At 44.4% G+C, this 24,056-nt stretch carries 25 protein-coding genes; 18 read left to right on the forward strand and 7 right to left on the reverse strand.

All coding sequences use genetic code 11. The annotated features are described in order from the left end of the window. A partial coding sequence (locus JHD69_RS14475) for a TIGR04141 family sporadically distributed protein (protein WP_199141056.1) occupies positions 1-808 on the reverse strand: 808 nt, incomplete at its 3' end. A gap of 133 nt (positions 809-941) precedes the next feature. Then, complete coding sequence (locus JHD69_RS21505; RefSeq protein WP_370583497.1) at positions 942-1,250, reverse strand: DUF5763 domain-containing protein; 309 nt, start codon at positions 1,248-1,250, stop codon at positions 942-944. Positions 1,251-1,551: 301 nt separating this feature from the next. On the opposite strand from JHD69_RS21505, the gene JHD69_RS14480 reads away from it, so the two are divergent. Continuing rightward, positions 1,552-1,728 carry a hypothetical protein gene (locus JHD69_RS14480; RefSeq protein ID WP_199141057.1) on the forward strand — a complete coding sequence of 59 codons (177 nt, stop codon included), beginning with the start codon at positions 1,552-1,554 and terminating at the stop codon, positions 1,726-1,728. Positions 1,729-1,787: 59 nt separating this feature from the next. Here the strand turns inward: JHD69_RS14480 and JHD69_RS14485 are convergent, their stop codons facing one another. Then, positions 1,788-2,456, reverse strand: a complete 669-nt coding sequence (locus JHD69_RS14485) for an NAD-dependent epimerase/dehydratase family protein (protein WP_199141058.1) — start codon at positions 2,454-2,456, stop codon at positions 1,788-1,790. 124 nt (positions 2,457-2,580) lie between these two features. Further along, positions 2,581-2,757: a hypothetical protein gene (locus tag JHD69_RS21040; RefSeq protein ID WP_233165926.1), complete on the reverse strand. Its 177-nt coding sequence runs from the start codon at positions 2,755-2,757 to the stop codon at positions 2,581-2,583. Between the two features lie 255 nt (positions 2,758-3,012). Here JHD69_RS21040 and JHD69_RS14490 point away from each other — a divergent pair, with 255 nt between their 5' ends. From JHD69_RS14490 to JHD69_RS14500, 3 genes are read left to right on the forward strand one after another with little or no spacing between them, the layout of a single operon-like run. Further along, positions 3,013-4,083, forward strand: a complete 1,071-nt coding sequence (locus JHD69_RS14490; RefSeq protein ID WP_199141059.1) for a sensor histidine kinase — start codon at positions 3,013-3,015, stop codon at positions 4,081-4,083. Beyond that, positions 4,071-4,775: a LytR/AlgR family response regulator transcription factor gene (locus tag JHD69_RS14495; protein WP_199141060.1), complete on the forward strand. Its 705-nt coding sequence runs from the start codon at positions 4,071-4,073 to the stop codon at positions 4,773-4,775. Before JHD69_RS14490 ends, JHD69_RS14495 begins: the two co-directional genes overlap by 13 nt. Positions 4,776-4,802: 27 nt before the next feature. Next, complete coding sequence (locus tag JHD69_RS14500) at positions 4,803-6,536, forward strand: CocE/NonD family hydrolase (RefSeq protein ID WP_199141061.1); 1,734 nt, start codon at positions 4,803-4,805, stop codon at positions 6,534-6,536. An 89-nt stretch (positions 6,537-6,625) separates the two neighbouring features. On the opposite strand, the gene JHD69_RS14505 is transcribed toward JHD69_RS14500, so the two are convergent. Together JHD69_RS14505 and JHD69_RS14510 are read right to left on the reverse strand one after the other, a co-directional pair. Then, positions 6,626-8,764, reverse strand: coding sequence for a S9 family peptidase (locus JHD69_RS14505; RefSeq protein WP_199141062.1), 2,139 nt, complete (start codon positions 8,762-8,764; stop codon positions 6,626-6,628). A gap of 131 nt (positions 8,765-8,895) precedes the next feature. Continuing rightward, complete coding sequence (locus tag JHD69_RS14510) at positions 8,896-10,386, reverse strand: TlpA family protein disulfide reductase (RefSeq protein WP_199141063.1); 1,491 nt, start codon at positions 10,384-10,386, stop codon at positions 8,896-8,898. 487 nt (positions 10,387-10,873) lie between these two features. Between JHD69_RS14510 and JHD69_RS14515 the strand changes: the two genes are divergently transcribed. From JHD69_RS14515 to JHD69_RS14555, 9 genes are all read left to right on the forward strand, one after another. Continuing rightward, a complete protein-coding gene (locus JHD69_RS14515) occupies positions 10,874-11,473 on the forward strand; it encodes an RNA polymerase sigma-70 factor (RefSeq protein ID WP_199141064.1) in 600 nt (199 codons plus the stop codon). Between the two features lie 68 nt (positions 11,474-11,541). After that, positions 11,542-12,522: a FecR family protein gene (locus JHD69_RS14520; protein WP_199141065.1), complete on the forward strand. Its 981-nt coding sequence runs from the start codon at positions 11,542-11,544 to the stop codon at positions 12,520-12,522. A gap of 131 nt (positions 12,523-12,653) precedes the next feature. Further along, a complete protein-coding gene (locus JHD69_RS14525) occupies positions 12,654-15,344 on the forward strand; it encodes a TonB-dependent receptor (RefSeq protein ID WP_233165928.1) in 2,691 nt (896 codons plus the stop codon). Between the two features lie 4 nt (positions 15,345-15,348). Next, complete coding sequence (locus JHD69_RS14530) at positions 15,349-16,170, forward strand: DUF4249 domain-containing protein (protein ID WP_199141066.1); 822 nt, start codon at positions 15,349-15,351, stop codon at positions 16,168-16,170. Positions 16,171-16,334: 164 nt separating this feature from the next. Next, complete coding sequence (locus JHD69_RS14535) at positions 16,335-16,709, forward strand: MmcQ/YjbR family DNA-binding protein (protein WP_199141067.1); 375 nt, start codon at positions 16,335-16,337, stop codon at positions 16,707-16,709. 122 nt (positions 16,710-16,831) lie between these two features. Further along, positions 16,832-17,647, forward strand: coding sequence for a helix-turn-helix domain-containing protein (locus JHD69_RS14540; RefSeq protein WP_199141068.1), 816 nt, complete (start codon positions 16,832-16,834; stop codon positions 17,645-17,647). A gap of 75 nt (positions 17,648-17,722) precedes the next feature. Continuing rightward, the gene (locus tag JHD69_RS14545) at positions 17,723-18,121 is read left to right on the forward strand and encodes a hypothetical protein (protein WP_199141069.1); all 399 of its coding nucleotides are present in this window, start codon (positions 17,723-17,725) and stop codon (positions 18,119-18,121) included. A 13-nt stretch (positions 18,122-18,134) separates the two neighbouring features. Then, on the forward strand, positions 18,135-18,386 hold the full coding sequence (locus JHD69_RS14550) for a hypothetical protein (protein ID WP_199141070.1): 252 nt from the start codon (positions 18,135-18,137) through the stop codon (positions 18,384-18,386). 35 nt (positions 18,387-18,421) lie between these two features. After that, entirely contained in the window at positions 18,422-18,838 is a 417-nt protein-coding gene (locus JHD69_RS14555; protein WP_199141071.1) for a DUF6326 family protein, read from the forward strand. A 267-nt stretch (positions 18,839-19,105) separates the two neighbouring features. Here JHD69_RS14555 and JHD69_RS14560 read toward each other — a convergent pair whose 3' ends face one another. Beyond that, positions 19,106-20,428 carry a hypothetical protein gene (locus JHD69_RS14560; RefSeq protein ID WP_199141072.1) on the reverse strand — a complete coding sequence of 441 codons (1,323 nt, stop codon included), beginning with the start codon at positions 20,426-20,428 and terminating at the stop codon, positions 19,106-19,108. Between the two features lie 289 nt (positions 20,429-20,717). On the opposite strand from JHD69_RS14560, the gene JHD69_RS14565 reads away from it, so the two are divergent. The 5 genes from JHD69_RS14565 to JHD69_RS14585 all read left to right on the forward strand — a co-directional run bounded on the left by JHD69_RS14565 (position 20,718) and on the right by JHD69_RS14585 (position 23,972). Beyond that, the gene (locus JHD69_RS14565) at positions 20,718-21,272 is read left to right on the forward strand and encodes a TetR/AcrR family transcriptional regulator (RefSeq protein ID WP_199141073.1); all 555 of its coding nucleotides are present in this window, start codon (positions 20,718-20,720) and stop codon (positions 21,270-21,272) included. Positions 21,273-21,341: 69 nt separating this feature from the next. Then, complete coding sequence (locus tag JHD69_RS14570; RefSeq protein ID WP_199141074.1) at positions 21,342-22,097, forward strand: SDR family oxidoreductase; 756 nt, start codon at positions 21,342-21,344, stop codon at positions 22,095-22,097. A 74-nt stretch (positions 22,098-22,171) separates the two neighbouring features. Then, complete coding sequence (locus JHD69_RS21045; RefSeq protein WP_233165929.1) at positions 22,172-22,684, forward strand: hypothetical protein; 513 nt, start codon at positions 22,172-22,174, stop codon at positions 22,682-22,684. An 11-nt stretch (positions 22,685-22,695) separates the two neighbouring features. Further along, a complete protein-coding gene (locus JHD69_RS14580) occupies positions 22,696-23,331 on the forward strand; it encodes a hypothetical protein (protein ID WP_199141075.1) in 636 nt (211 codons plus the stop codon). 11 nt (positions 23,332-23,342) lie between these two features. Continuing rightward, entirely contained in the window at positions 23,343-23,972 is a 630-nt protein-coding gene (locus JHD69_RS14585; protein ID WP_199141076.1) for a TMEM175 family protein, read from the forward strand. Positions 23,973-24,056: the final 84 nt, after the last annotated feature.

Raw genomic sequence — 24,056 nt, forward strand, 5'->3', positions numbered from 1 at the left:
CCCCCCCCCCCCCCCCCCCCCCCCCCCCCCCCCCCCCCCCCCCCCCCCCCCCTTTTAGATGTGTATAAGAGACAGGATCATCTAATAATATCGCTTGCAATGCATCAATTGTTCCAGGATCTTTTTCTTGTTTCAGATTATCTATCCAATCGAATTTCTCTTGATATTTCTTACTTGAAGACGCTCTAGTAATTAATTCTAATATTGGCTTAATATCCTTAAATGTTATACTTGGATTTATATAAAGACCATCACTTCCTGTTACATTTGGCCCCAATATCTTCTTATTAGCATCGATAACTCCACCCGTTACACCTTTTAATAAATCTTTAATTGGGTCAACATTAAAATTCTCTTGCTTAGCTTTTGAACTTGATTGTGTTTTTGTAAAAATATTTAAATTATCAAGGTTTGCTCTGTCCATGCTTCGAAGACTATCTGCATCAATAAGGTTTAAGGCCGTTTTCAAAGAAATGTCTCTATCAATAACATTATCTTTTAGTAAATGCTTACCATATCCAAAAGGGATTGCATAAATTCTATTGCTTATTTTCAACAGCATTAACGCTCTGTTAGAAACATTATCTAAATTATCTATCTTTTCAGCCACTGCTTCCTGCAATAAATCCTTCCATAATGCCTGAGTATTTTTAGGTCTACCGATGTAAATAGTACCTTCAATATTATACTCTTTTTTTACAGCATATTTCTTTACACTTAAACTTTTTAGTGCGCCATCAAAAGTCTTAACAGTTTCTTTTAACAGATAAATACTCAAGTTATAAATCTTTCCTTCGATATCTTCCATAATTTAATTTTTAAATTCGAACTTCTTTTTAGAACACGTATATACTTGAAAATGAGCATCACAATTACATTCTAAACAATGGAATTTCATTTTATGCTGTTTTCTTAAGTCGTTTTACTTAAAACATCTAGCTTCACTTCCCATGCTGCCAACAATACCCACCACTACCGGCGCTTCGTTTACATCTTGCTCCTTTTTTGGTTAAGGCTTTGCATTGGCCTGCATAAACACTCGTTTTAGCCTTGCCCGTTGTTGAAGCACGGTTGCTCGGCAGCAATTGCGCAGTGCTTTTGGGCTTGCAAACGCCACAACTTCCCCCGTTGCCACAATACCTGCACCGCGAACAATTTGTACAGGCATTACAAGGCGTATTGCCATAGCAGGTAGCCACTGTAGATACGCTGGTCTTTTTTGTTGAATTCAATGAAAAATAAATCAGCACACAGCTGAGGCAACATAATAAAAGCGTTTTCAATACTCGGACAATTGGTTTTCAACTTATTCACCTTCGTAAGGCTGAATCTTGCAGACATAAAACTATAGCTAAATATGACTGCTCTTTATCCGGTTTTCCGTAACGAAATTCAAAAGTGCTTTGAGGCGTCAGGAACGATGATTTTTTGACACGAAAATTTTTTCTTAACTCCCAATAGCCACAGGTTGTGGCCTTTTGCAAACAAATATCCTACAAGCAGGGTTATTTGAACGGCGCTCTTTTTCGAACTAACTTAAAATTTAAGCTCATGAAAAATGCCAGCACACCCAAAAATAATCCGCACGTACAAGGCGGGCCAATAGCCAATCGCGCGCATCACGACATCAAGGTAGATAAAAAACAGAATGGCATCAGCAATGCCGGTGGCCAGCGCTCCGATCAAACTTCTAACAAAGACAATGAACGGAAACGTGAAAACAAATAAAGAAAAGCACCTTATCGGTGCTTTTTTGTTGGCAACCCTAGATCCCTTGACGGCTAAAGCTATGTTGCTTTCGCCATGGCAATAATATCCTTGCCTTCAACTACCCTTCTTTCGTTGTGACGATCCAAAGTATGGATCATGGCCAACGCCAATTCCTTTAACGTACAAAATCCGTTTGGAAACAGGGCTCTACCGATGGGAAATAGCCAGTTGATGTATTTATAGAACGAATGGGTGTATTTAAGCCCCTTAATGGGTTTGATAAATCCGGGCCTGAAATTAAAGACCTGTAAAAAAGGCAGCTTCATCAAGTCGTTTTCGGTTTTGCCTTTCACCCTCGACCAATTGGAACCGCCTTGCTCGCTGGTATTGGTGCCTGCGCCCGATACATAGCAGAAAGTCATGTTTGCGTTAAGCCTGCTCAGGGTTTCGGCCACATGCATGGTTAAAACATAGGTCATTTGGTAATATTTTTCTTTATCCATGCCTACCGACGATACGCCGAGGCAAAAGAAACAGGCATTATAGCCCGTCAGCTGCGCCTCTATAGGAGAAAAATCAAAAAAATCGGCATGGATGATCTCCTTTAGCTTGGGGTGGCTATAGCCGCAGGGCTTGCGGTTAACCACCAAAACAGCTTCTACCGCTTCATGCTGCAAACATTCGTAAAGTACACCTTCGCCCACCATACCTGTCGAGCCTGTAATAATGGTTCTGATTTTTTCCATGTCCTAATTTAAGCATTTAATAAGTTGAAGCAACCAAATTGCCAAAACCAAGAGAGGGTTTGGGCTGTTATTTTTACATTTGCCAAATTAACAGCCTGATCAAACCATGCCTGAACTTCTCCTCTTAACCGTGATGCTGATCCCCCAAATTGTAGCGGGGGTTTATGCCAAAAGCATCGGCAGGAATTTTTGGTTTTGGTTTTTTATATCCTTCTTGATTCCCATTATTTCGTTGATTGTTCTCTTGTTTTTGGATAAAGAAAAGGATAGCAAGAGAAAAGGTTATAGCTTGGCTGATCATGTAGAACGCAAAGACGACACGATTAATCACACCGAGACTTAGCCCTTCCTCTCAGTATCTTTTGTATAGCGCTTAGTTTGGCAAACAATATGGTCAAAATTTCTAGGTAACATGCTATCCCCTCCACGAGGACCAAGGGGAGGAAACAGGGCACAAACCCCACGCTCATCACCGCTTCCCTAACGTTCATGTACTTTTCCTTTTGGCTTTGAAATAGTTTTGTTTCATTTGCTTCGTCAAAAAATACAAGCACCCATGCCAAGCACCCAAAAAGGTCTATCATTATACTGGAAATGTCAGCTCATCGGCTGGTCGCTGGCGGCGTTGTATTGGGCACTTGTAGGCTATTTAGGGTCTAACTTTAGCTTCATCTTGGGCATATTTCATTTTTTTGGCGATTTGTGCATCTACATCATTCCTACCCATCTGTTCCGCAACCTTTCTAAACAGCAACACTGGGAGCAATTGAAACCCAAAAAGCTATTGCCTATTGTGCTTTTGGCCATTCTGTTATTAGGCACCATTTTCATGGTGCTCACCATCACTAAAAACTATTGGTTCAGGACATTCTGGGAGCCCGGATTTTTGGGAAGCTTTGCCTTATATTTCGAACAGAGCTGGCTGGTTACCTGGATGACAGGTGTTCGCCTTATGTGTATCTGGATCCTGGCCTATTACCTGTACCATTATGCCCAGGCCGAAATCAGGGCCAGCAAAGAAAGCGCACGCTTAAGCCTCATCGCCAAAAATGCGCAGCTGGATAATTTAACGGCACAGCTTAATCCACATTTTTTCTTCAACTCGCTCAACAACATCAAAGCGCTGATCAACGAAAATCCAAACAGTGCCCGCAGGGCTATCGACCTTCTTTCAGACCTCTTGCGCACATCGCTTTATCACCGAGACCATGCCTTGATTACCTTACGGGAAGAACTGGATTTGATTAACGACTATGTGGAGCTGGAGAAAATGCGTTTTGAAGAACGGCTACAGGTTAATTTTGAGGTCGATCCGCAAATATTAGAGGCCAAGGTGCTTCCACTCAGCCTACAAAACCTGGTCGAAAATGCCATTAAACATGGTATTGCACAACAACCCAGTGGCGGTGTTATTTTAGTCGGTATTTCAAGGCAAAACGGCTTGCTGGCAACTACGGTCCTGAACCCTGGCACCCTGCAAATGAAAACAAACACTGGCCTGGGACTAAAAAACCTGCAAGAACGCCTACAGCTTCAGTTTAACGGCAAAGCCAGCTTTAACCTCGAGCCTTTGGATGTACAAACTGTTTTGGCCACTTTAAAAACACCTTTGCAATGGGAAAATTAGGCTATTTGATTATAGACGACGAGCGTTTGGCCCGCGAAGAAATGAAGTGGAGCCTAAAGCCCTATGCCGATTTAGAGTTTTTGGGCGAAGCCTCTAATGCCTTTCAAGCCGAAGAGTTGATGAACAGCCTCCATCCCGATCTTATTTTCCTGGATGTGCAGATGCCCGGCAAAACAGGCTTTGAATTGTTGGAAGCGTTGGACCATGTGCCTGCCGTAATTTTTACTACAGCCTTTGACCAATATGCCGTAAAGGCATTCGAATTGAACGCGCTCGACTATTTGGTAAAACCCATCCGCCAGGAGCGATTGGAAAAAGCCATCCTCAAAGTAAGGCAGCAATTACAAAATACAAGTGCCACTAAACCAGCACATCTTTTTGTAAAGGAGGGCGAGAAATATCATTTTATAGCGCTTAACGATTTGTACCTGATCGAATCGATAGGCAACTATGCACGCCTGTATTTTAAACACGAAAAAGTATTCTTCAAAAGATCGCTCAGCCAGTTGGAAAAGACCCTCGATCCCAATTTGTTTTTCAGGATTAACCGCAATACCATTATCAACACCAGCTTTATTGAACAAGTGACGCCCGATGCCAACGGCCGTTTATCCTTTCGATTAAAAAACAACGAAAGCTATACCGCTTCTAACCGGCAAAGCGCCCTATTTAAAAGCAGAAACATGTTCTAGATTTTTTAACCCTTTTAATTTAATACGATGAATTTATTGAGAAAAACCTTCTCCCTGGCCATGCTTTGCCTAGGGCTGAGCTTAGGCAGCCATGCCCAAACCAGCACTACAAAAGACTTGAGCGCTTATCTGGTGCAGGATAGCCTGTTGATTCCGACCCAAGATGGCGCACAGATCTCGGCCTTGGTGGTACGCAAAAAAAATATGTCTGAAAAACAGGCGGCTATTTTAAGTTTTACCATCTATGCCCGTCTCAGCGACATCAACAAGGCCATAGAAGCGGCCGACAAAGGCTATGTGGGCGTGGTGGCCTATTCGCGGGGCAAGAAAAACAGTCCGGATGAAGCCGTACCTTACGAATACGACGGACAAGATGCCACCACCGTTATCGATTGGATCAGTAAGCAACCTTGGAGCAACCAAAAAGTGGCTATGTATGGTGGCAGCTATAACGGTTTTACGCAATGGGCGGCTACCAAGCACTTGCATCCGGCTTTAAAAACCATTGTTACTTCGGCCTCGGCCAGCCCAGGTTTAGATGTACCCATGACCAACAACGTTGTGATGAATTTTGTATTCTCCTGGACTTACTACACCACCAATAACAAGCTTTTGGATAATGCCGATTACAACAACAAGCAATGGAACGACCTCGACGACCGCTGGTATGCGGCGGGTACGCCCTATCCTACGCTGGACAGCTTGCTTGGCCGGCCAAAAAACAAAATCTTCAGGCGCTGGCTGGCACACCCTTCTTACGACTCGTATTGGCAAAGCATGATTCCCTACCAAGACGATTTTGCCAAAATCGACATCCCTATTTTAAGTACCACAGGCTATTTTGACGGCGGGCAAATTGGCGAAATGTATTACTACCGCGAGCATCTCAAATACAACCCCAAAGCCGAGCATTATTTATTGGTTGGCCCTTATGGCCACTTTGGTGCGCAAGGCTATCCTGATTCGGTGTACAACGGCTATAAAATTGATCAGGTGGCTAAAATTCCTATCCACGACCTCATTTACCAATGGTTCGACTATATTTTAAAAGGGGGGGCTAAACCGGCTGTTTTAAAAGACAAAGTCAATTATCAGTTGATGGGCACCAACCAATGGCTCAGTGCACCATCCCTAAAACAAATGTCCAACGATTCGCTGGTGCTTTACCTGAGCAGCGAGCGTGACCAAGATGCTTTTAAACTGAGTAACAAAAAGCCACTAAAAGAAGGCTTTTTAAAACAGGAAATAGATTTTAAGGACCGCAGCAACAAACACAGCTACTTTTGGCTACGTAGCGTTACTTATGATACTTTATACCATAATGGTTTGATGTTTTACAGCAATCCTTTGCCCGAAGCGGTTAACCTAACGAGCAACTTTACCGGACAGATGAAAGTGATGATCAACAAAAAAGACATGGACTATAGCGTGGTGTTGTTTGAGCTTACCCCCGAAGGCAAATATTTTTACCTCTCTTACTTTATGGGCAGGGCAAGCTATGCAACCGACCATAGCCAAAGAAAACTGCTGGTACCCGGCCAAAAAGAAACCCTACCCTTTAGCAATACTTACCTCAGCGCCAAAAAACTGAGCAAAGGAAGCCGCATTGTGGCCCTTGTAAATATTAACAAGAGCGCCAGCGAACAAATCAATTACGGCACAGGCCAAGATGTAAACCTCGAAAGCATTAAAGACGCCAAAGAGCCTTTACAGGTAAAATGGTATAACGACAGCTACATCAAACTGCCTATTTTAAGGTAAAAGAAAAAATCGTCATGGCGAGGGCAACAAAGCAGTCTCGCCATGACGAATAATATAAAACGGTGTTAATGTAGCTCGTTCGTCTTTAGTTAGCGCACATTCGTAGTTCCTCTTAGCGGATACTCTTTTGGTGGTTCCAAATTAAGCAGGTTTTTGACAAAATAATCCCAGCGACGACGCATCATGTAAGGCGAATAAGCACCAAAGCCGTGCGCACTGTTAGGGAAAATAACCAAATCGTAGTCTTTGTTGGCTTTATTCAGGGCTTCTACTACCAAAAGCGTATTGTAAGGTGGCACGTTGTTGTCCATCATGCCATGCGCCAACATTAGTTTTCCCTTTAGGTTTTTCGCATAGTTTTGGTTGGCCTGGGCTTCGTAATCCGAGTTTTCTACCAAGCCATTGTAGCGTTCGCCCCAATCGTCTTCGTAGTTGCGGTTTTCTTGGTTGCCCGATTCGGCGATACCCACCTTAAAGAAGTCGGGATAGCGGAACATGGCTGCTGCCGTAGCGAAGCCACCACCCGAGTGCCCCCAAATGCCTACCTTATTGGTATCGATTGGGTATTTTGTCGACAACTGTCTAATCGCCGCGATCTGATCAGGCAAAGTATTATCGGCCATGTTGCCATAGCTCATATCATGGAAGCTTTTTGAACGGAAGGGATTGCTTGTGCCTTCAATCACCACCACAATGAAGCCTAGTTCGGCCAGGGCTTGGTTATCGCCCCTAGAAGCCGAGAACGACCAGCTGCCTACGCTACCGCCTTGCGGACCTGGATAGATATAATCGATAACCGGGTATTTCTTGTTCGGATCCATGTTGGTTGGCGTAAATACCAGTCCGTAAATATCGGTTTTGCCATCACGTGCTTTTACGTTTACTGGGATAGGAGCCTTCCAGCCTTTAGCTGTTAACCTTGATACGTCTGTTTTTTCCAACGACGTAATCAGATTGCCTTTTACATCACGGTAGTTCATGGTTGGTGGCACATCAGGCTGAGAGTACGTATCTATAAAATAGTTATACGACGGCGAGAAAGTGATCGAATGGTTGCCCTCTTCTGGGGTAAGCAAGGTCAAGCCTTTGCCATCGAAGCCCACTTTGTAGAGATAGGCGAAATAAGGATTGCCTTTTTCGCGGCCATGACCCGTAAAATAGATTACACGGTTTTTCTCGTCAACCCTTAGCAAACGGCCTACCAGCCAAGGCCCTTTGGTTATTTGGTTTTTCAGTTTGCCGGTAGTGGCATCGTACAGGTACATGTGGCCCCAATCATCGCGCTCCGAATACCACAAGATTTCTTTGGTAGCCGGCAAGTAGCGCCAGTTAATGGCTCCACGGCCCGATTCGAACTGGGTTTTTACGGTTTCTTCAAAAACCTCGCGCACTGCCCCGGTATTGGCGTCGGCAATGCGGAATTTCTCTTGCTTATGATCACGGGAAGTAGAAAGAAAAGCCATTTCAGAGCCATCTGCTTTCCAGTCGATGTCATCAAAAGTACCACTGCTGGCAATATCGTCGCTCAAGGTAGCACGATGCGGATCTGGCGGAATTTGCAAGCTGACAACTTTCGCATTTTCCACATCAATAATCACCCTTCTGATGGTGGCAATTACCTTATCGCCCGGCAAAGGATATTTCCACTGTTTGAGCACCGGCGCACCCACATTGGTGGTTACCAGGTACATGTTGTTTACGTTGCGCTGGTCTTGCTGGAAAGTGGCTACCTTTTTAGAATCCGGCGACCAGCGTACCACTGGGCCATCGCTCATGGTCCAGCCCGCATTATCGGTAGCATAGCCATAGTCTTTAACCCCATCGGTAGTGAGCTGGGTTTGTTTGTTGGTGGCTACATCGCGTACCCAAAGGTTCCAATCTTTAATAAAAACGGCTTTTTTGCCATCTGGCGACAACACTTCGCTATTGCCCCTAAACCTGGCTGCCCGTGGAGGTTCGGCATTTTTGTAAGCATCTGTAGGTACCTTGCTTTTTTTTGCCGGGTTAACCAAAAAATCCTGAGAACCGTTCGCCGTTTTCACGGTGTACCAAAATTGGTCGTTTTCGAGCCAATTCGGAAAAATCGCCGCTTTATCGATCAAAGGCGAAGTGTTATAAGCCATAAAGCTTTCGGCACGCTCATAGTCTTTAGCCGTTAGTTTGCCCTGCTGGGCATGGGCAACAAATGCCGAGGCAAGCGCCGCAACTGTAAGTAAATATTTATTCATAGCCATTGTTTAATTGATGGGGTATAAAATTAAAAGGTTTAGCGCGTTCGTGTTTAAAGTACCAAGAATAATACATCAACAGTGCTTACGCAAATAACGGGGCTATAAATTAAACCCGCTGTCTTCTGATACTATTTCCGGTTTAAAATCTTCTCAAATGCCTGCACCTTTTCGCCAATTGCTCCTTCAGCAATAGCACCCGAAGCGTTAGCCACTACCCTTCCTTGGCTGTTGACCAAAAAATGGGATGGATAGCTATGGAACTCGAACACATTGTTTAAAATCGCCACTTCATCTTTATTGAGATTCACAAATTCCGCATTAATGCCATATTTCTTTTTAACAGCCAACATATTTTCTTCGGTTGTAAAGGTCGAAAGAAACAAGAATTTAATCGGTTTGCCTTTAAATCCATCAATCAACCTGGGATAGTTCGGCATTTCGGCCATACAGGGTCCGCACCAATCTCCCCAAAAATCAATATATAGGTTTGTGCCCTTGGTTTGCGTAAAGAGGCTGATCAATCTTTGTTTTAACGAGCGGCTTGCCTTGAGTTTTTGCAAACGCTCTAGAATAGCAAACGAGGCGAAGCCATTGCTTGTTTTTGCTTTCGCTTCTATCAATTTTTGACGGAGAAATGGATTTGATATTGTCTTTACCTGTCTTTCCCAGGCCAACGTATCCTTTACAAAACTGGCTTTATCCAAAAGCACGTTGTAATGTAAGATATCTTTGCTTAGGCCGTTTGAAAACTTATCGATCTCATTCAAATATAAGTCGATCGAATTGCCTGCCTGCTGCTTTGCCAAGTCATAACTGGGATTGATATTGACCATAATCTCTTGGTCGGCACTTAACATTTTTAAGAACGCATAATAAGCCGAATTGTTGAGGGCTTCTGGATTATTGATCGGAATTGCCCTAATCATTTTGAGCAGCTGGGATTGGACAATCTTGTTGTTAAACTTGCCTGCAAAAGGAAAAAACAAAATATCAATACCCGCCTTGTATTGCAGCTCGTTTTTCTTCCAATTGATAAAGAACTGATCATGAACCTGATGCTGTTTAACAAAAACGTCCAAGAAATTCAATTGCTCCTGCAGCTGGTCCATTTTACGGGCCGCATACAGGCTGTCGCTTTGGCTTTTATCGCCCATATTTACCTCGCTGAATTTTTGCTTGGCAAAGGCCTTGTTAAACCTGAATAAAAGATTGTTTAACGCCGCAAATTGCCCGAAAGCTACAACAGCGTCCTCGTTATTTCTTTCTTCGCTTATTTTATCATTATTGATCTCTAACCTTATTGCTGTTCCGGGCTTTGTATAAATATCGATAAAAGCATCTCTGTAATTTAGCAGCATATCACCTTCAAGGGGCTGATAAAGTTTAATCCAGAAATCTCCGTTTTCTTTAACCTGAATGGCCTGATTGGTGGGCTTGCCCCTAAGGTCGTAGGTAGAAAAGGTGATGAAATGATCTCCCTGGCCGGGCTTATAGCCGATAATCTTTCCGCTGATCTGAACACTGTCTTTTTCGTTAAAAGGATTTGTCGCGGTTGGTTCTTGGGCGGTGGCCGAATAACAGCTGAGGATTGCGAATAGTAAAAGACCTGATTTTTTCATGAAAGGCGATGTAATTTTCAACCTAAAGTAAACATAAAATACGACTGTTAAAATGACGGATGAAACTTCGGCGGCAGCCTAGCCCTAAACAACAAATGCCACCAAAGGCAGCATTTATTCGGTCGATTAAAATGGCATTAAAAATCTCCGTTGGTTTAAGTGTTTGTAGAGCAGCATTGTACAAATTTGATGCCTGTTCTTTCAAAAAAAATGCTAAACAGCAAAAAAAACAATGAATATCAAGACAAAGAGATTATTTCTTTAATTATCAACCCATTAAATTTGAACAAACGCGTAACTTTGGGCGAGAATAGATCATCTAACCCTGGCAAATTAAGTTATATGCCATTTTTAACCTACCCTTTTTGATCAAACCGCTCACTTCATGAGGCAACAGGCCGATGCGCGTTAAAAAAATGTTAAAGGTGAAATCGACATACAATTTGTGCTTAACTTTATAGTTTTTAGTTTAAACCACAAACGCAAAATGCCTTTGGCCCTACAGCAGTCTTTTCATGAAAAATCCAGCGACCACGAGCTGTTAAAACTGGTTGGCGCCAACAACCGTTTGGCCTTTACCGAGCTCTACCATCGTTATTGGGACAAGGCCTTTACCGTGGCCATGCACCGTACTGCCGACGAAGATGTCGCTGCAGAAATTGTGCAGGATATTTTTGTAAGCCTGTGGCAGCGTCGCGCCACCCTACAAATCAAAAACGGCATAGCCACCTATCTTTCGGCTGCGATCAAATACAAAGTGATTAACCATTTGGCCAGCCAGTACAAACAACAGCAACATTTAGTGAACCTGGCCAATTCGGCGCCTCAAACTACCGACAGCACCAACGATTGGCTGGCCGAAAAAGAATTGCGCCAACTTTTAGACGAAGCCATCCACCAATTGCCACCCAAGTGCAAAATGGTCTTTCTGATGAGTCGCGAAGAAAACAAGACCTACGCCGAAATTGCCGACGAACTGGGCATCTCCGAAAAAACCGTCGAAGCGCATCTTTCCAAAGCCCTGAGCAGCTTAAGGCAAAGCCTGAAAATTTCCCTGCCATTGCTTTTATTCCTGCTCGGAAAATAAATTTCATTGCCAACTAAGGGTATGGCCGTGCAGCATTGACTATATGTTAAAAGATGCTCGGCAAACGTATGGAAAAACCCAACCCACAACTACAGGAACTGGCCTACAAATGGAAAAACGGCACGCTTACGCCCGAAGAAAAAATCCGTTTTGAGCAATGGTATACTAGTTTTAACGACGAAGAGCTGTTGTTGAGCGAGAGCAAGTATATTAATGCGAAACAGCTGAAGGCACATATTAAAGCCAACATCGACCAGCAATTGGCCAAGGAAGTAGCCCAACCAAAAACAGTTAAGCTATGGCCTCGCATAGCCGCCGTGGCCGCCGTAGTGCTTGTTGTATTTGGAGTTACCCTGTTTAGAGAACCGATCCAAAACCTGTTCAGTCCGGTTCAGCAACTACAACTGGTAACCTTGCCTGGGCAGCATCGCCAAATTCAGCTGGCCGATGGTACCAAAGTATGGTTGAGTCCGGCTACACACATCAGTTATCCCAATAAGTTTAGAGGCCATGAACGACAAATAGAAGTAAGTGGCGAAGCTTTTTTTGAAGTAAAACACGATCCCGAACATCCATTTGTGATCCAATCGGGGGCCATGCGCACGATCGTATTGGGTACCAGCTTCAATGTACGCGCCTATCCGGGTACCAACAAGGCCGAAGTAACAGTAGTAAGCGGCAAAGTTGGGGTTACGGCACAGCACAAAACCGAAATCATGACCGCCAACCAGCGTGTAACCTTCAATAAAACCACTAATGGCTTGATTAAGGAGAAATATCCAGATGCCCAACGGTTTATCGAGCAACGAATCGGTCTATTCAATTATAACGGTACCGCGTTGCTAACGGTAAGCCAGGACTTGGAGATGCAATATGGCGTTAGCATACAGCTAGCCCCTTCGTTGCTCCACAAAGCTTTTTACGGACAGCTCAACACCAGCATTCCATTGCCACAAACCTTGGATAAGCTATCGGCCGTAATGGATATCACTTGGCATAAGGAAGGCAAAACCTATGTACTGCAAACTAAAACCCCAAATAACAATTAACAAAAAACACTACACACACCACACACACAATGAAAAGCCCGGTTCTCAGGATCGGGCTTAACCAAACCACGAAAGAACCTGTTTAAGTTTCCAAAGCCGGAGACAAGTCAATCACCTTTAAATTTAAAATCATGAAAAAAACCGACCCTTACGGGTTCATGTCTATTTTTTATATTGTAATGAAGCTTCCCTTGTTTGTTAAAGTTACGTTGCTGGCCTTGCTGCTTTTTTGGGTTACCCATGCCCCTTTAATGGCACAGCAGCTCAGCCCCCTGGATAAACCGATTACCCTCAGCCTCAAAAACGAGCCTTTAAAACAGGCCTTGGATAAAATTACGACAGCCAGTGGCGTAAGGTTTACCTACAACGAAACCGTGGCCAACAGCCAGGTTAAAATCAGCATCGAGGCCAAAAACCAAAGGCTCGAAAATGTGCTGACTGCAGCACTGAGCAACCAGCCCTATACTTTCAGTTTGCTGGACCAGGAAATACTGATCCGTTTTGATGCCGAAAAGCTAAAAAAGCCCAACGCCGTTCCGGCGGCTAATCCGGCTAGCAACGGCAAGTTTACCGTAAGCGGTACGCTCATTTCAAAAGCCTCTGGCGAAACGCTTATTGGGGCTACCATCAAGGTTGTTGGGGCCTCACAAGGCACTTCGACCAACGAATATGGCTTTTTCTCGCTTACCTTGCCCAAGGGCAGCTACCAATTGGCCGTATCGGCCGTAGGCATGAAGAACGAAATCATCAGCCTGATGCTAGACGGCAACAAAAAAATGGATCTTGCACTCGAAGAGAGCTCGAAGGAACTGGCTACCATCAATATTGTGGCCAAGGCTAGAGGCAGCCGCGATTTGAGCAATCCGCAAATGGGCGTAGAAAAGCTCAACATCCAAGATATTAAAAACGTACCGGTGCTTTTTGGCGAAAAAGATGTCATGAAAACCATCCAGCTGTTGCCAGGCATTAAATCGGCTGGCGAGGGCAACGGCAATTTCTATGTACGCGGAGGCGGGGCCGACCAGAACCTGATTTTGCTGGATGAGGTTCCGGTATACAATGCTTCGCACTTGCTGGGCTTCTTTTCAACCTTCAACTCCGATGCCATCAAAAACATGAGCATTTACAAAGGCGATATGCCTGCCCAATACGGTGGCCGGCTTTCTTCTCTGCTTGATATCAAGATGAACGAAGGCAACAACCAAAAATTCGGCGTTAGCGGTGGTATTGGGCTCATTGCCGCCAGGGTAAATGTAGAAGGCCCTATCCAAAAAGAGAAATCGTCCTTCCTGTTTTCTGCCCGACGTACTTATGCCGACCTTTTCTTAAAGCTTTCGAGCGACAGCACCATCAATCGCAATCAGCTTTATTTTTACGATTTTAACCTCAAAGCCAATTACATTCTGGGCGAAAAAGACCGATTGTATGTTTCTGGCTATTTGGGCAAAGACGTGCTGGTAGCTCGGGAAATAGCCGACATCAACTGGGGCAACAGCGTAGCCACTTTACGCTGGAACCATATTTTCAGCAACAAACTTTTTTCCAATACTTCGGCCAGCTTCAGCAATTACAAATACAACATCAACATTAAGGAAGACGTCAACGAATACAACATCTTTTCGCAACTGCGCGATTGGAACCTGAAAGAAGACCTGCAATGGTTTGCCAACAGCAAAAATTCGGTCAGTTTTGGCTTCAACAGCATTTACCATACCATTAAGCCGGGCGAGATTTCGGCCACTGGCAATTCGGGCATTCTTTCGCAAAACCTGCAGAACCGCTTCTCGTGGGAAAATGCCGTGTACGCCAGCAATACCTGGAAAGCAACCGATCGTTTCTCGCTTACGTATGGCCTCAGGATATCGGCATTTAGCATTTTGGGCAAAGGCGATTATTACGATTTGGATGGCAATGGCAATATTATAGGTAGCACCAGCTATGCTTCGGGCCAATTGGTTAAAACCTATTACAACCTCGAACCGCGCCTGGCCATGGCCTATCAGCTGAACGAGAACAGTTCGGTAAAGGCATCGTACGCTCGCAACGCCCAAAACCTGCACCTGATCAGCAATTCTAATGCGAGTTCGCCTACCGACAAATGGGTGGCCAGCACCAACATCATCAAACCCGAACAGGCCAACCAGTACTCTATCGGCTATTACCGCGATTTTAGCGAACACCAATACGAGCTTAGCGCCGAAACCTATTACAAACAGCTGTATAACCAGGTCGATTACCGTAACGGCGCCAATATTTTTACCAATCAGCCCATAGAAACGCAATTGCTTTATGGCAAAGGCAGAGCTTACGGCCTTGAGTTGTTGTTTAAGAAAAAAGCAGGCCGATTAACCGGCTGGATCAGCTACACGCTTGCTAAATCTGAACGGAAAATTGACGGCATTAACAACAACCAGTGGTACAATGCCCGACAAGACCGTACACACGACATTGCCGTGGTGGCCATGTACAAGCTCACGAACAAGTGGACTCTATCGGCCAATTTCATCTATTACACCGGCGATGCGGTAACTTTTCCGAGTGGCAAATACCAAATTGACGGCGTCAACTATTACTATTACACCAGCCGTAATGCTTCGCGTATGCCAAGCTACCACCGTTTAGACCTGGGGGCCACCAAACAGCTGAAGCAGACCAAAAAATTCTCTTCAGAATTGGTGTTGGGCCTATACAATGCCTATGGGCGAGAAAATGCCTATACCATATTCTTCAGGGACAAAAAAGACGAGCCTAGCCAAACCGAGGCGGTAAGAACGACTTTATTCACCTTTGTTCCTTCTATTTCCTATAACTTTAAATTTTAATGGCATGAGTTCAATTTCACGTTATATTGGCTATTTATTAATCATTGGATGCTTATTTTCCTCCTGCGAAAAAGCAATAGATCTCAAGCTCGAAAATGCGATACCAGATTACGTTATCGAAGGTACGATAAGCAATGAAGCAGGTGGCGCCAAGGTACTGATCAGCGCCACGAAAGACTTTAAGGACAACAACAGTTTTAACGGCGTTAGTGGTGCCCAGGTAAGCATTGAAAACAATGGCACGGCCTACGCGCTTACCGAAACCAGCAAAGGCGTTTATCAGGCTGCTACGCTGATGGGTACGCCGGGCGGTTCGTATCGCCTGTTGGTAAACCTTGCCGGCAAAAATTATACAGCCCATTGTACGATGCCCAAAGCGGTAACGCTCGATAGTATTTATGTGAGCCAAAGCAAATACGACCTTAACAAAGACAAAGTGCCACGCACTTTTGCGGTAGTCAAATACAAAGATCCGGCAGGAGAACTGAATTATTATCGTTTTGTGCAGTACCTCAACAACAAGAAAGAAAAGACCTTGTTTGCCTTTAACGACGAGTACACGCCAGGACAAACGGTAAATACCATCCTGAATTACAACAACCCCAACGACGATTTGAGCATCGACCTGAAAAAAGGCGACAACCTCACCATTGAGATGCAATGCATTGATGCGGCTGTGTATAAATATTTTTATAGCCTGGACAACGGTGCATCGGGCAATGGCAACAATGCCGCGCCTTCCAACCCTTTAACCAATATACAAGGTGGTGCTTTAGGGTATTTCAGTGCGTACACCACCCAACGTAAAACCATAAAAGTTCCTTAATATCCTGTTTAGTTGCTTAGCCCCTTGCGTTTGCCGGGGGCTTTGTTTTCGGCCTTGCCGTTCGGGCCTAAACAAGAAACAACTATCATGATTTCAGGCCACTCTAAATATATTCCAGAAAAATTCTTAAAATAGCGTTCTTTGGCCATCCAATCCTAAAACATATGAACATCGAAGAACTTAGAGACTACTGCCTCAGCAAAACTGGTGTTACCGAAGGTTTTCCTTTTGGTGAAGAAACCCTTGTTTTTAAGGTTGGCGAAAAGCTGTTTCTGCTGATTGGCTTAGAACATGGCAAATGGTTCAATGTAAAATGCGATCCCGAACTGGCGATCGAACTCCGTGAGCGCCACTGGGAAATTACGCCCGGCTTCCACATGAACAAAAAGCACTGGAATTCGGTACGGCTAGATGGCAACTTATCGTTTAAGCAGCTGCAAGCGCAGATTGACCACTCTTACGAATTGGTTCTACAGTCGCTGCCTAAAAAACTGCAAGAAGAAATCAAGGCACTGGCCTCAAACACCGGGCAGACCTAACAACCACAAAGATTCAGGAATTAAAGCTGTTTTTGTCTGCGTGGTTAAATGGCCCAACAATTGATGGCAAAAAAGAGACAGCATCCCTAATATTTATCAGTAATGAACCAGAGGTTGTAGCAATGACTTATCAGCAATATCCCGTACATCCAACGCTGCGCAATTGGATACGTTATTTTTGGAGTTACGATGTATACACGACAGCCGTACAAGCTTTGCACATCCGTTCCTTTGCCGACCGCTATCCGAGGTTGATTTTTCAGGACATGAATTCTTCATCGCCTATTAAAGAGGCGACAGGATCAATGAAGCCCATTTGCTATCTGAGCGGCATAGATACCCTACCCACAGAGGCCTTTTGGGAAAGCCGATTTTCTCATTTTGGGGTCAGCTTTCAGCCACATGCTCTCCAAGCTATTTTTGGAATCCATGCAGATGAGCTCACCAATCAAACCCCCGACCTGCAGCTACTGGAGAAAAAAGAAATGACCAACTTGCTATTGGCTGCGCATAACCATGAAGAACGTGTCAGCATCCTATCCCGCTATTTTTATGAGAAGTTGGCCCAAAGCAAGCCCGATACCATCATCAACGACCTGTTCTGCGGGCATTGGTCAGACAAACTTGACGATGGCATTCGCCTGGCTTCCTTAGCCAATCATTACCACCTTTCCGAACGACAGTTCCAACGGCGCTTCAAGCAGGGCGTTGGCGTATCGGCCCGAAAGTTTGCCAGGCTGGCCAAATTCGAAAAATCGCTGGGCGCATTAGCCAATGCCAAGTACGGCAGCCTTACACAATTGGCCTATAGCCTGGGCTACACCGATCAATCGCATTTTATTAAGGATTTCCAAATGTTTTCCGGCCTGTCGCCTTACGCCTTTGCCAAAGACACCATCCTGGGCGCTGAAAGTTCGTCTTTTATTTACCTGGAATAGCAAGATGTCGTTTTGATACAATTCTGGATGCTTGAATGATTTTAGCTTTACGCTACTCATCAATCACTAAGTAACATGGAATTATTAAAAAACAAAATCGCCGCTTTTATCGTAATGGCCACCATCATGTGTTCGTCAATCGGATGTTCAAAAGACAAAGACGATACACCTGCCAACACCTCGCACAAATTGGTTTTTAAGGCTGAAGCCTCTTCGGGCTCATCACTTAACACTGTTGTGTATGGGTATGACAACAGCCTCACCTCCGTTTCCAGCTTGAGCGGCACGACATGGACAAGCCCTGAAATTACAGCGCCAGCGAATGCCTCTGTAGCCAGCGTTATCATGAATGCCATTGGCGCAAATGCTTCTTCTACATTAAAAGTTCAGGTCTATGTTGACGGAGTATTGAAAAAAGAAGGCAATAGTGCCGGAACAGCATTGTCTGCAACCGCGCAGTTCAATCTCAGGTAATCCGTTTGCAGACATGAAGAAAATCAGCTTCTGTTTGCTGCCCCCTGCTTTGCTCTTTTTGCCGTGCAACCATGCACAGGCAAACACGATCAAGACGGATGAGCAAGCGCTAACTACCCTTGTAAACCAATTGACGGACTGCATAAAAACCAGGAGCATCCTCGCATTTTATGCCTTTTTCATAGAGAGGCCTGTAAATTGGCTGGGCGCGTATCAAAGAGCGCCCAGCAAAAGCGGGCAAAAAACAGGAGCAGAAAGAAAGTAATTGTTATTGAACCTACCCCATTCCCAAATCAACCCATGGACAAAAAAACAAGGCTATCCACACTGTGGATTTTCCTTACCCTGAACTTTATTTTTTGCGATGTCTTCTCCTTGCATTACCAGAAAGACCTGCAAAATCTTTTGAACGGAAAGGTAGGCGACACACCGATTACGCAACCTTTTTTGTTGCTATTTTCAATCATCATGGAAATTCCGATGTTGATGATCCTGCTTTCCAGACTATTGAAGTATAGAGCCAATAGGACGCTTAACCTAATTGTGGCCATGCTATTGCTCATTTTACAGCTCAGCACGTTGTTTTGGGGCGAGAACACCCTGCATTATAAGTTTTTCAGTTTGATAGAAATCCTAACCTGCATGGCTATCATCGGCCTATCGTGTCAGTGGAGGGACGAGGTTGCTAAGCCTTTGGAATTCACGCCCATAATTTAGTCGACCACGAGCCTTATTTCTTAGAAAGGAACAGCTAAACTAGAAAGGTGTTCCTTTTATGATCTTCTCAAATGTTTTTTAGCTTATTTACGTTTCAAGTTGCGCACAATCAATGTTGCACAAACGATAAGCGTAGTTAAATAAACAATGTCCAATGCTGGTTTTTCCAGCTCTAAGTTCTGACAATCGACCTGCCTGTACCACACAATGCCTACAATGATTGCCCAAATGCAATTCCTTTCTGATTTGCTATCTGTAAGCCGCTCTTTACTGTTTCTTAATGAGTTTATAGTTTCCAGAAACGCTATTCTTTTCTAAGGCATACCCATCGGCCAATTCAAGTATCCAACCATCACCGGTTATTTTTTGGCCTTCGGTTTGGATAGGGTTAGCTATGGAAAGCTTGTCCCAATTCGGACTCATCAGCGCACCCTTTTCTACCGTTAGAATACCCCATACATCCGTAACCCTGATATTCGGGTAAACCGTGCCCTTATCTTCAATAGGCACAATATTTCTTGGATCAAAAGAAACGTTCATTTTCACAAACTTGACCTCAAAATGGGGCTGTTCAATGAATTTGAGCTTATATTCGGCTACGATCCTTTTGTTTCGTTCCTCTCTTTCGGTTTCCTCTTGGAGTATTGCCTTTCCGTTGTAAAGATCAGCAACGGTTTCGGTAGCGGTTTTTACGTCAATCGGAATTCGGATGTTAAACGCCTTGACGAAATAGCCAGTCAAATCAGTTTTGGCGGTAATTTTTTTGTTCCAGTTTTTGTCGCTTTGATACAGCAAATAACCATAAACAGGGGTACTGTAGTAAGCAAATGAACGCACAAATGTGGGATTTTTAAAAAAATCGGCTATTTCCTTCAAAAAGAATGCGGTCATTCCTGTTTTGTTTCTGCCGCTAAGCATCACACCGGTAAATTCGGCGATGCCTTCATTTAATTCCAGTTCGTTTTCAGTAGTGCGCGAATTGGCGTAAAGCGAGTGTCGGTATGTCCTAAAGAGAAGCGCATGGGCCAGGTGCTGTTGCTGTTCTTTTGCCGAGGCCGACTGGATGGCTTTCTTCAGTGCCTCGAGTTCCAGGCGCAGGTAAACCCTACCGTCTTTTTGGTCGAGGTGATTATTTTCGGCATTGCCAAGGGCAAATCCCAATTCAGGCTGAAGGCGATGAAATGATTCGTGGGCCAATAAATTGAGCCTGTTTTGTTGGTTTTGAGGAAGTGGCAACATGACCATGGCCCATCTTTTGCCTCCCCAATTGATTGCGGTATTGGCAATATTAATTTTGGCGGGCAAAGTGCCTGAATAGATATTCCCGTCAGGAAGCAACACGCCAGCCGTATCGGCTTCGTTGGCAAAAATCTTCCTGGTTTTCGGATTAACAAAGATCATCGGGCCGTAAAGTTCCTTGTTCCAAAGGCCAATATGCTGCTTTGAAGCCAGTTGCAGTTCATCAAGAAAAACAGCAAGGCTATCGGTAAGCGTAGCTTGTTTTTGCGCCTTTACGCTGTAGGTAAACACAAAAAATAGAGTCGTTAAAAAGGCGAGCTTCATTGCTGCTGTTGGGATAGGGAACTTCATATATTGGCCAAGATAATGAATTACTACAGCAGCTACAAAACAGTGCTTCAAAAACGAAACCTTCTTAAAAGGTTTTTGAGGTTTCGAAGGAGAATACACGAATGATGCGCCCCCATTCTCTCAATTACATTAGCGGCAGGTATGCAGCTGTATTGGTTTTCTTACGTGCAGCAGTAATCCACTGCTGCACGTCAATGCCGGTTACAATCTCAAACTTATACCCGTCATCTGTATAGTTCTGCTCGATTTATTTGCTAGATTTGAGACCCTATTAAATTTAGAAGTATTCGTGAAAAAATTACAAATTTTAAATGCGGGCCTTTTGCTGTTCGTAACGCGTGGCCTACACGCGGTTACCATTGCACAGGTTGCCGCTGAAGCAAAAGTCGGCATAGGTACAGTATACAAGCATTTCAAAAGTAAGGAAGACATCGTACAGCAGCTATGGATCCATCAAAAGGCCCAGGAATCAGCTTATGTCTTTAAAGATTACCAAGGACACGGTGATGTCCGTCATCGCTTCGATTTTCTTTGGAAGAGAGTTATCCAATATTTCATCGAACATCCACTCGAATTCCAGTTCTCCTACCAGTTCGCGGCATCTCCTATACTGACTAAGGAGATCCATGAAGTGGCGATGAACGATTTTCTCAGGTTTGATGATCTGTATGAGTCGGGAATCAGAAAAAAGCTGTTCAAGCCACTCAGCGCACGGCATCTGCGGCTCTTCACATTCAGTACCATTAACGGGTGGCTCCTATGGGCACAAGATGAAAAAATGGATATCGACAACAATATGGTCACACTTTTCTTGCAAATGGCCTGGGATTCCATAAGCAAATAATTTTTTTAAATTTAATTGACGGAATATTCAGTCAATTATATAGATTTGTTTAGACTTAAAAACAGATCTATGATTCATAACGATTTAAAAGGAAAAATTGTCCTGATCGCTGGTGGTGGAAAAAACCTGGGCGGATTATTAAGCAGAGATTTTGCAGCAAAAGGCGCAAAACTCGCCATTCACTACAACAGCGAAAGCTCGCAGGCTGAAAGCGAAAAAACACTCGCAGACGTCAAGGCCTTGGGAGCTGAAGCCTTCCTTTTCCAGGGAGACCTCACCAGAGTTGAGCACATCACTAAACTGTTTGACGAAACAATTAAGGCCTTTGGCGGTATCGACATTGCGATAAATACTGTGGGAATGGTGCTGAAAAAACCCTTTGTTGATACGACGGAAGCCGAGTACGACACCATGTTCAATATCAATTCGAAGGTGGCTTACTTCTTTATCCAGGAAGCCGGTAAAAAACTGAACGACAAAGGTAAAATATGTACTATTGTAACGTCCCTGCTGGCGGCATATACCGGCTTGTATTCAACGTATGCAGGAGCCAAGGCACCTGTTGAACATTTTACCAGAATGGCGTCTAAAGAGTTTGGAAGCAGGGGGATTTCGGTAACCGCGGTAGCTCCCGGCCCTATGGACACTCCTTTTTTCTATGGACAGGAAAATGAGGATGCCGTAGCGTACCACAAATCTGCTTCGGCATTAGGCGGACTTACCGACATCAGGGACATAGCCCCATTAGTTGAATTTTTAGTAACCGACGGATGGTGGATCACCGGACAGACCATTTTTGCTAATGGTGGCTATACAACCAGGTAGGTGTTTTAAAAACCAAATGCAATGTTCAATGATTGTAACTCTCCAATCATTGAACATTTTCAAATTTCAGGGATATGACTCGGCGCAGTTACATGACTTGCTTCCGTATTGCTGCTGCTGATTATCGCTCTGCGATACCCGTTCAAAAAGTAGCCACTGCTAAAATGAAAAGAATATTATCAATCTTATACCTCTGCATATCGCTTACGGCCTGTGCGCAACATTCATCACAATCATCAAAAAACAATTCAAAACAAAAACATACCATGGACTTATCTAAAATAACAAACGGTACGGTAAGAAGCGCTATCGAGGCCTTGCAATCCGGCGATAAAAGCTGGTACGCTTTTTTCACCGATCAGCCTGCTATGACCGATGACGGCAACAAAGTTGATTTCAAAAGCTTCTTTTCAAAAGCGCTTGGGAATGAAAAATTCCAGACCATCGATAAAGTGGAAAATGACGGGAAAGAGGTCTATGGGAACTTCAAAGCCGGAAGCTGGGGTACCTTTAAAGTATTTTTCCGATTTCACCAGGATGCAAATGGAAAGTTTGATCGGTTGGATATTGGACAAGCCGATTATTAGTCTGCGGGCTTATGAAAAGAAATCTACTCCTTGTATTATTTATCCTGTTTCATATTACTGTACAGGCACAGTCCCAGGTTTACATCGATGTATTGGGCGGACATAAAGGTCTTACCTCCGAATTCTTCTTCCTTGAACCTATAGACAAGACGGGGCGTTGGAATGTGCTCTCCCGTAGCGAACTGCACCTGCTGGATTATAAGACTGAGCACCCGGAATTCGTAAACTATAACACATTCTCCTACAATTTTAAAAACCACTTCGGCATCACGGCCGGCACCTATGCATCTTCTGTTTACCCGTTCAGCGCCAGGGTGGGGCTGGGCTACCTTAAAGAAAGCGAGCTACTGCTGGTGTATGCCAATCTTTCGACCGCGGTCACCAAAGATCCGGATGCACAGCTGCTGGTTATCTTCGGCTACCTGCCGGAGCTTAATGAAAAATGGAGATTAGTAACGCGGGCAGAATTACGTACGGCGGTCAGCTATGATCATGGCCACGCTTTCAGCACGCAGCAGGTAAAGGTAGGCATGCAGTATAAAGAAAAAATAGGCTTTGGTGCAGGCCTTGAGCTGGGCCAGCATGGCAAGGGCGAACACCTGGAACAGGAATTTAACATCGGCCCTTTTGTAAGGGTTAATTTCTAAACATCCAAAACATGAGTTTATCATACAACAAGTTGGCCGGGCAGAGCGCCGGGCGCATAGACGCTATCAGCGACGCTGTCTTCGGGGTGGCAATGACATTGCTGGTACTGGAAATCAAGGTCCCGGAATTTGAAGGAAACATTACAGAAAGTGCGTTGGCTCATGCATTCTTCGCATTGATGCCAAAGTTTCTGGTCTACTTCCTTAGCTTTATGACGGCGGGCATTTTCTGGACCGGGCAGTCGGCCCAGTTCAGGCACATCAAGAGCAGCGACAGGAATCTTAACTGGATCAATTTGCTGTTCCTGCTGTTTGTCTCGGTGCTTCCTTTTTCCACCGCCTTCCTGGGCGACCATATCAACTTTAGGTTTTCCATCCTGCTTTATTGGTTTAATATTTTCCTGATGGGGCTGATGCTGTACATCAACTGGGAATATGCAAACAGGCATGGTTTTATTTCCGAAGAAATGAAAGATCAAGTCTATATCCCTATCAAACGCAGAATTGTTACGGCGCAGGCGCTTTACCTGGCTGGCGCACTGCTGTGTTTTATAAACCCTTACATAGGTATTACGTTCATAATCGCCATACAGCTGAATTATGCTTTTGCCTTTTGGGGTGGAAAAAGTGCCAAGAAATAGAACATACCCTGTCTCTTATACACATCTAAAAGAGGGGGGGGGGGGGGGGGGGGGGGGGGGGGGGGGGGGGGGGGGGGGGGGGGG

The organism is Pedobacter sp. ASV12, from assembly GCF_016429155.1.
GTDB lineage: Bacteria > Bacteroidota > Bacteroidia > Sphingobacteriales > Sphingobacteriaceae > Pedobacter.

Excerpts from the sequence above, each read along its gene's own strand:
- JHD69_RS14505 (WP_199141062.1), bottom strand. The coding sequence starts at position 8,764 with ATGAATAAATATTTACTTACAGTTGCGGCGCTTGCCTCGGCATTTGTT.
- JHD69_RS14510 (WP_199141063.1), bottom strand. The coding sequence starts at position 10,386 with ATGAAAAAATCAGGTCTTTTACTATTCGCAATCCTCAGCTGTTATTCG.
- JHD69_RS14585 (WP_199141076.1), top strand. The coding sequence starts at position 23,343 with ATGAGTTTATCATACAACAAGTTGGCCGGGCAGAGCGCCGGGCGCATA.
- JHD69_RS14480 (WP_199141057.1), top strand. The coding sequence starts at position 1,552 with ATGAAAAATGCCAGCACACCCAAAAATAATCCGCACGTACAAGGCGGG.
- JHD69_RS14525 (WP_233165928.1), top strand. The coding sequence starts at position 12,654 with ATGAAAAAAACCGACCCTTACGGGTTCATGTCTATTTTTTATATTGTA.
- JHD69_RS14485 (WP_199141058.1), bottom strand. The coding sequence starts at position 2,456 with ATGGAAAAAATCAGAACCATTATTACAGGCTCGACAGGTATGGTGGGC.
- JHD69_RS14490 (WP_199141059.1), top strand. The coding sequence starts at position 3,013 with ATGCCAAGCACCCAAAAAGGTCTATCATTATACTGGAAATGTCAGCTC.
- JHD69_RS14560 (WP_199141072.1), bottom strand. The coding sequence starts at position 20,428 with ATGAAGTTCCCTATCCCAACAGCAGCAATGAAGCTCGCCTTTTTAACG.
- JHD69_RS14555 (WP_199141071.1), top strand. The coding sequence starts at position 18,422 with ATGGACAAAAAAACAAGGCTATCCACACTGTGGATTTTCCTTACCCTG.
- JHD69_RS21040 (WP_233165926.1), bottom strand. The coding sequence starts at position 2,757 with ATGATCAGCCAAGCTATAACCTTTTCTCTTGCTATCCTTTTCTTTATC.
- JHD69_RS14545 (WP_199141069.1), top strand. The coding sequence starts at position 17,723 with ATGGAATTATTAAAAAACAAAATCGCCGCTTTTATCGTAATGGCCACC.
- JHD69_RS14495 (WP_199141060.1), top strand. The coding sequence starts at position 4,071 with ATGGGAAAATTAGGCTATTTGATTATAGACGACGAGCGTTTGGCCCGC.
- JHD69_RS14515 (WP_199141064.1), top strand. The coding sequence starts at position 10,874 with ATGCCTTTGGCCCTACAGCAGTCTTTTCATGAAAAATCCAGCGACCAC.
- JHD69_RS21045 (WP_233165929.1), top strand. The coding sequence starts at position 22,172 with ATGACTCGGCGCAGTTACATGACTTGCTTCCGTATTGCTGCTGCTGAT.
- JHD69_RS14535 (WP_199141067.1), top strand. The coding sequence starts at position 16,335 with ATGAACATCGAAGAACTTAGAGACTACTGCCTCAGCAAAACTGGTGTT.
- JHD69_RS14580 (WP_199141075.1), top strand. The coding sequence starts at position 22,696 with ATGAAAAGAAATCTACTCCTTGTATTATTTATCCTGTTTCATATTACT.
- JHD69_RS14570 (WP_199141074.1), top strand. The coding sequence starts at position 21,342 with ATGATTCATAACGATTTAAAAGGAAAAATTGTCCTGATCGCTGGTGGT.
- JHD69_RS14500 (WP_199141061.1), top strand. The coding sequence starts at position 4,803 with ATGAATTTATTGAGAAAAACCTTCTCCCTGGCCATGCTTTGCCTAGGG.
- JHD69_RS14550 (WP_199141070.1), top strand. The coding sequence starts at position 18,135 with ATGAAGAAAATCAGCTTCTGTTTGCTGCCCCCTGCTTTGCTCTTTTTG.
- JHD69_RS14530 (WP_199141066.1), top strand. The coding sequence starts at position 15,349 with ATGAGTTCAATTTCACGTTATATTGGCTATTTATTAATCATTGGATGC.
- JHD69_RS14540 (WP_199141068.1), top strand. The coding sequence starts at position 16,832 with ATGACTTATCAGCAATATCCCGTACATCCAACGCTGCGCAATTGGATA.
- JHD69_RS14520 (WP_199141065.1), top strand. The coding sequence starts at position 11,542 with ATGGAAAAACCCAACCCACAACTACAGGAACTGGCCTACAAATGGAAA.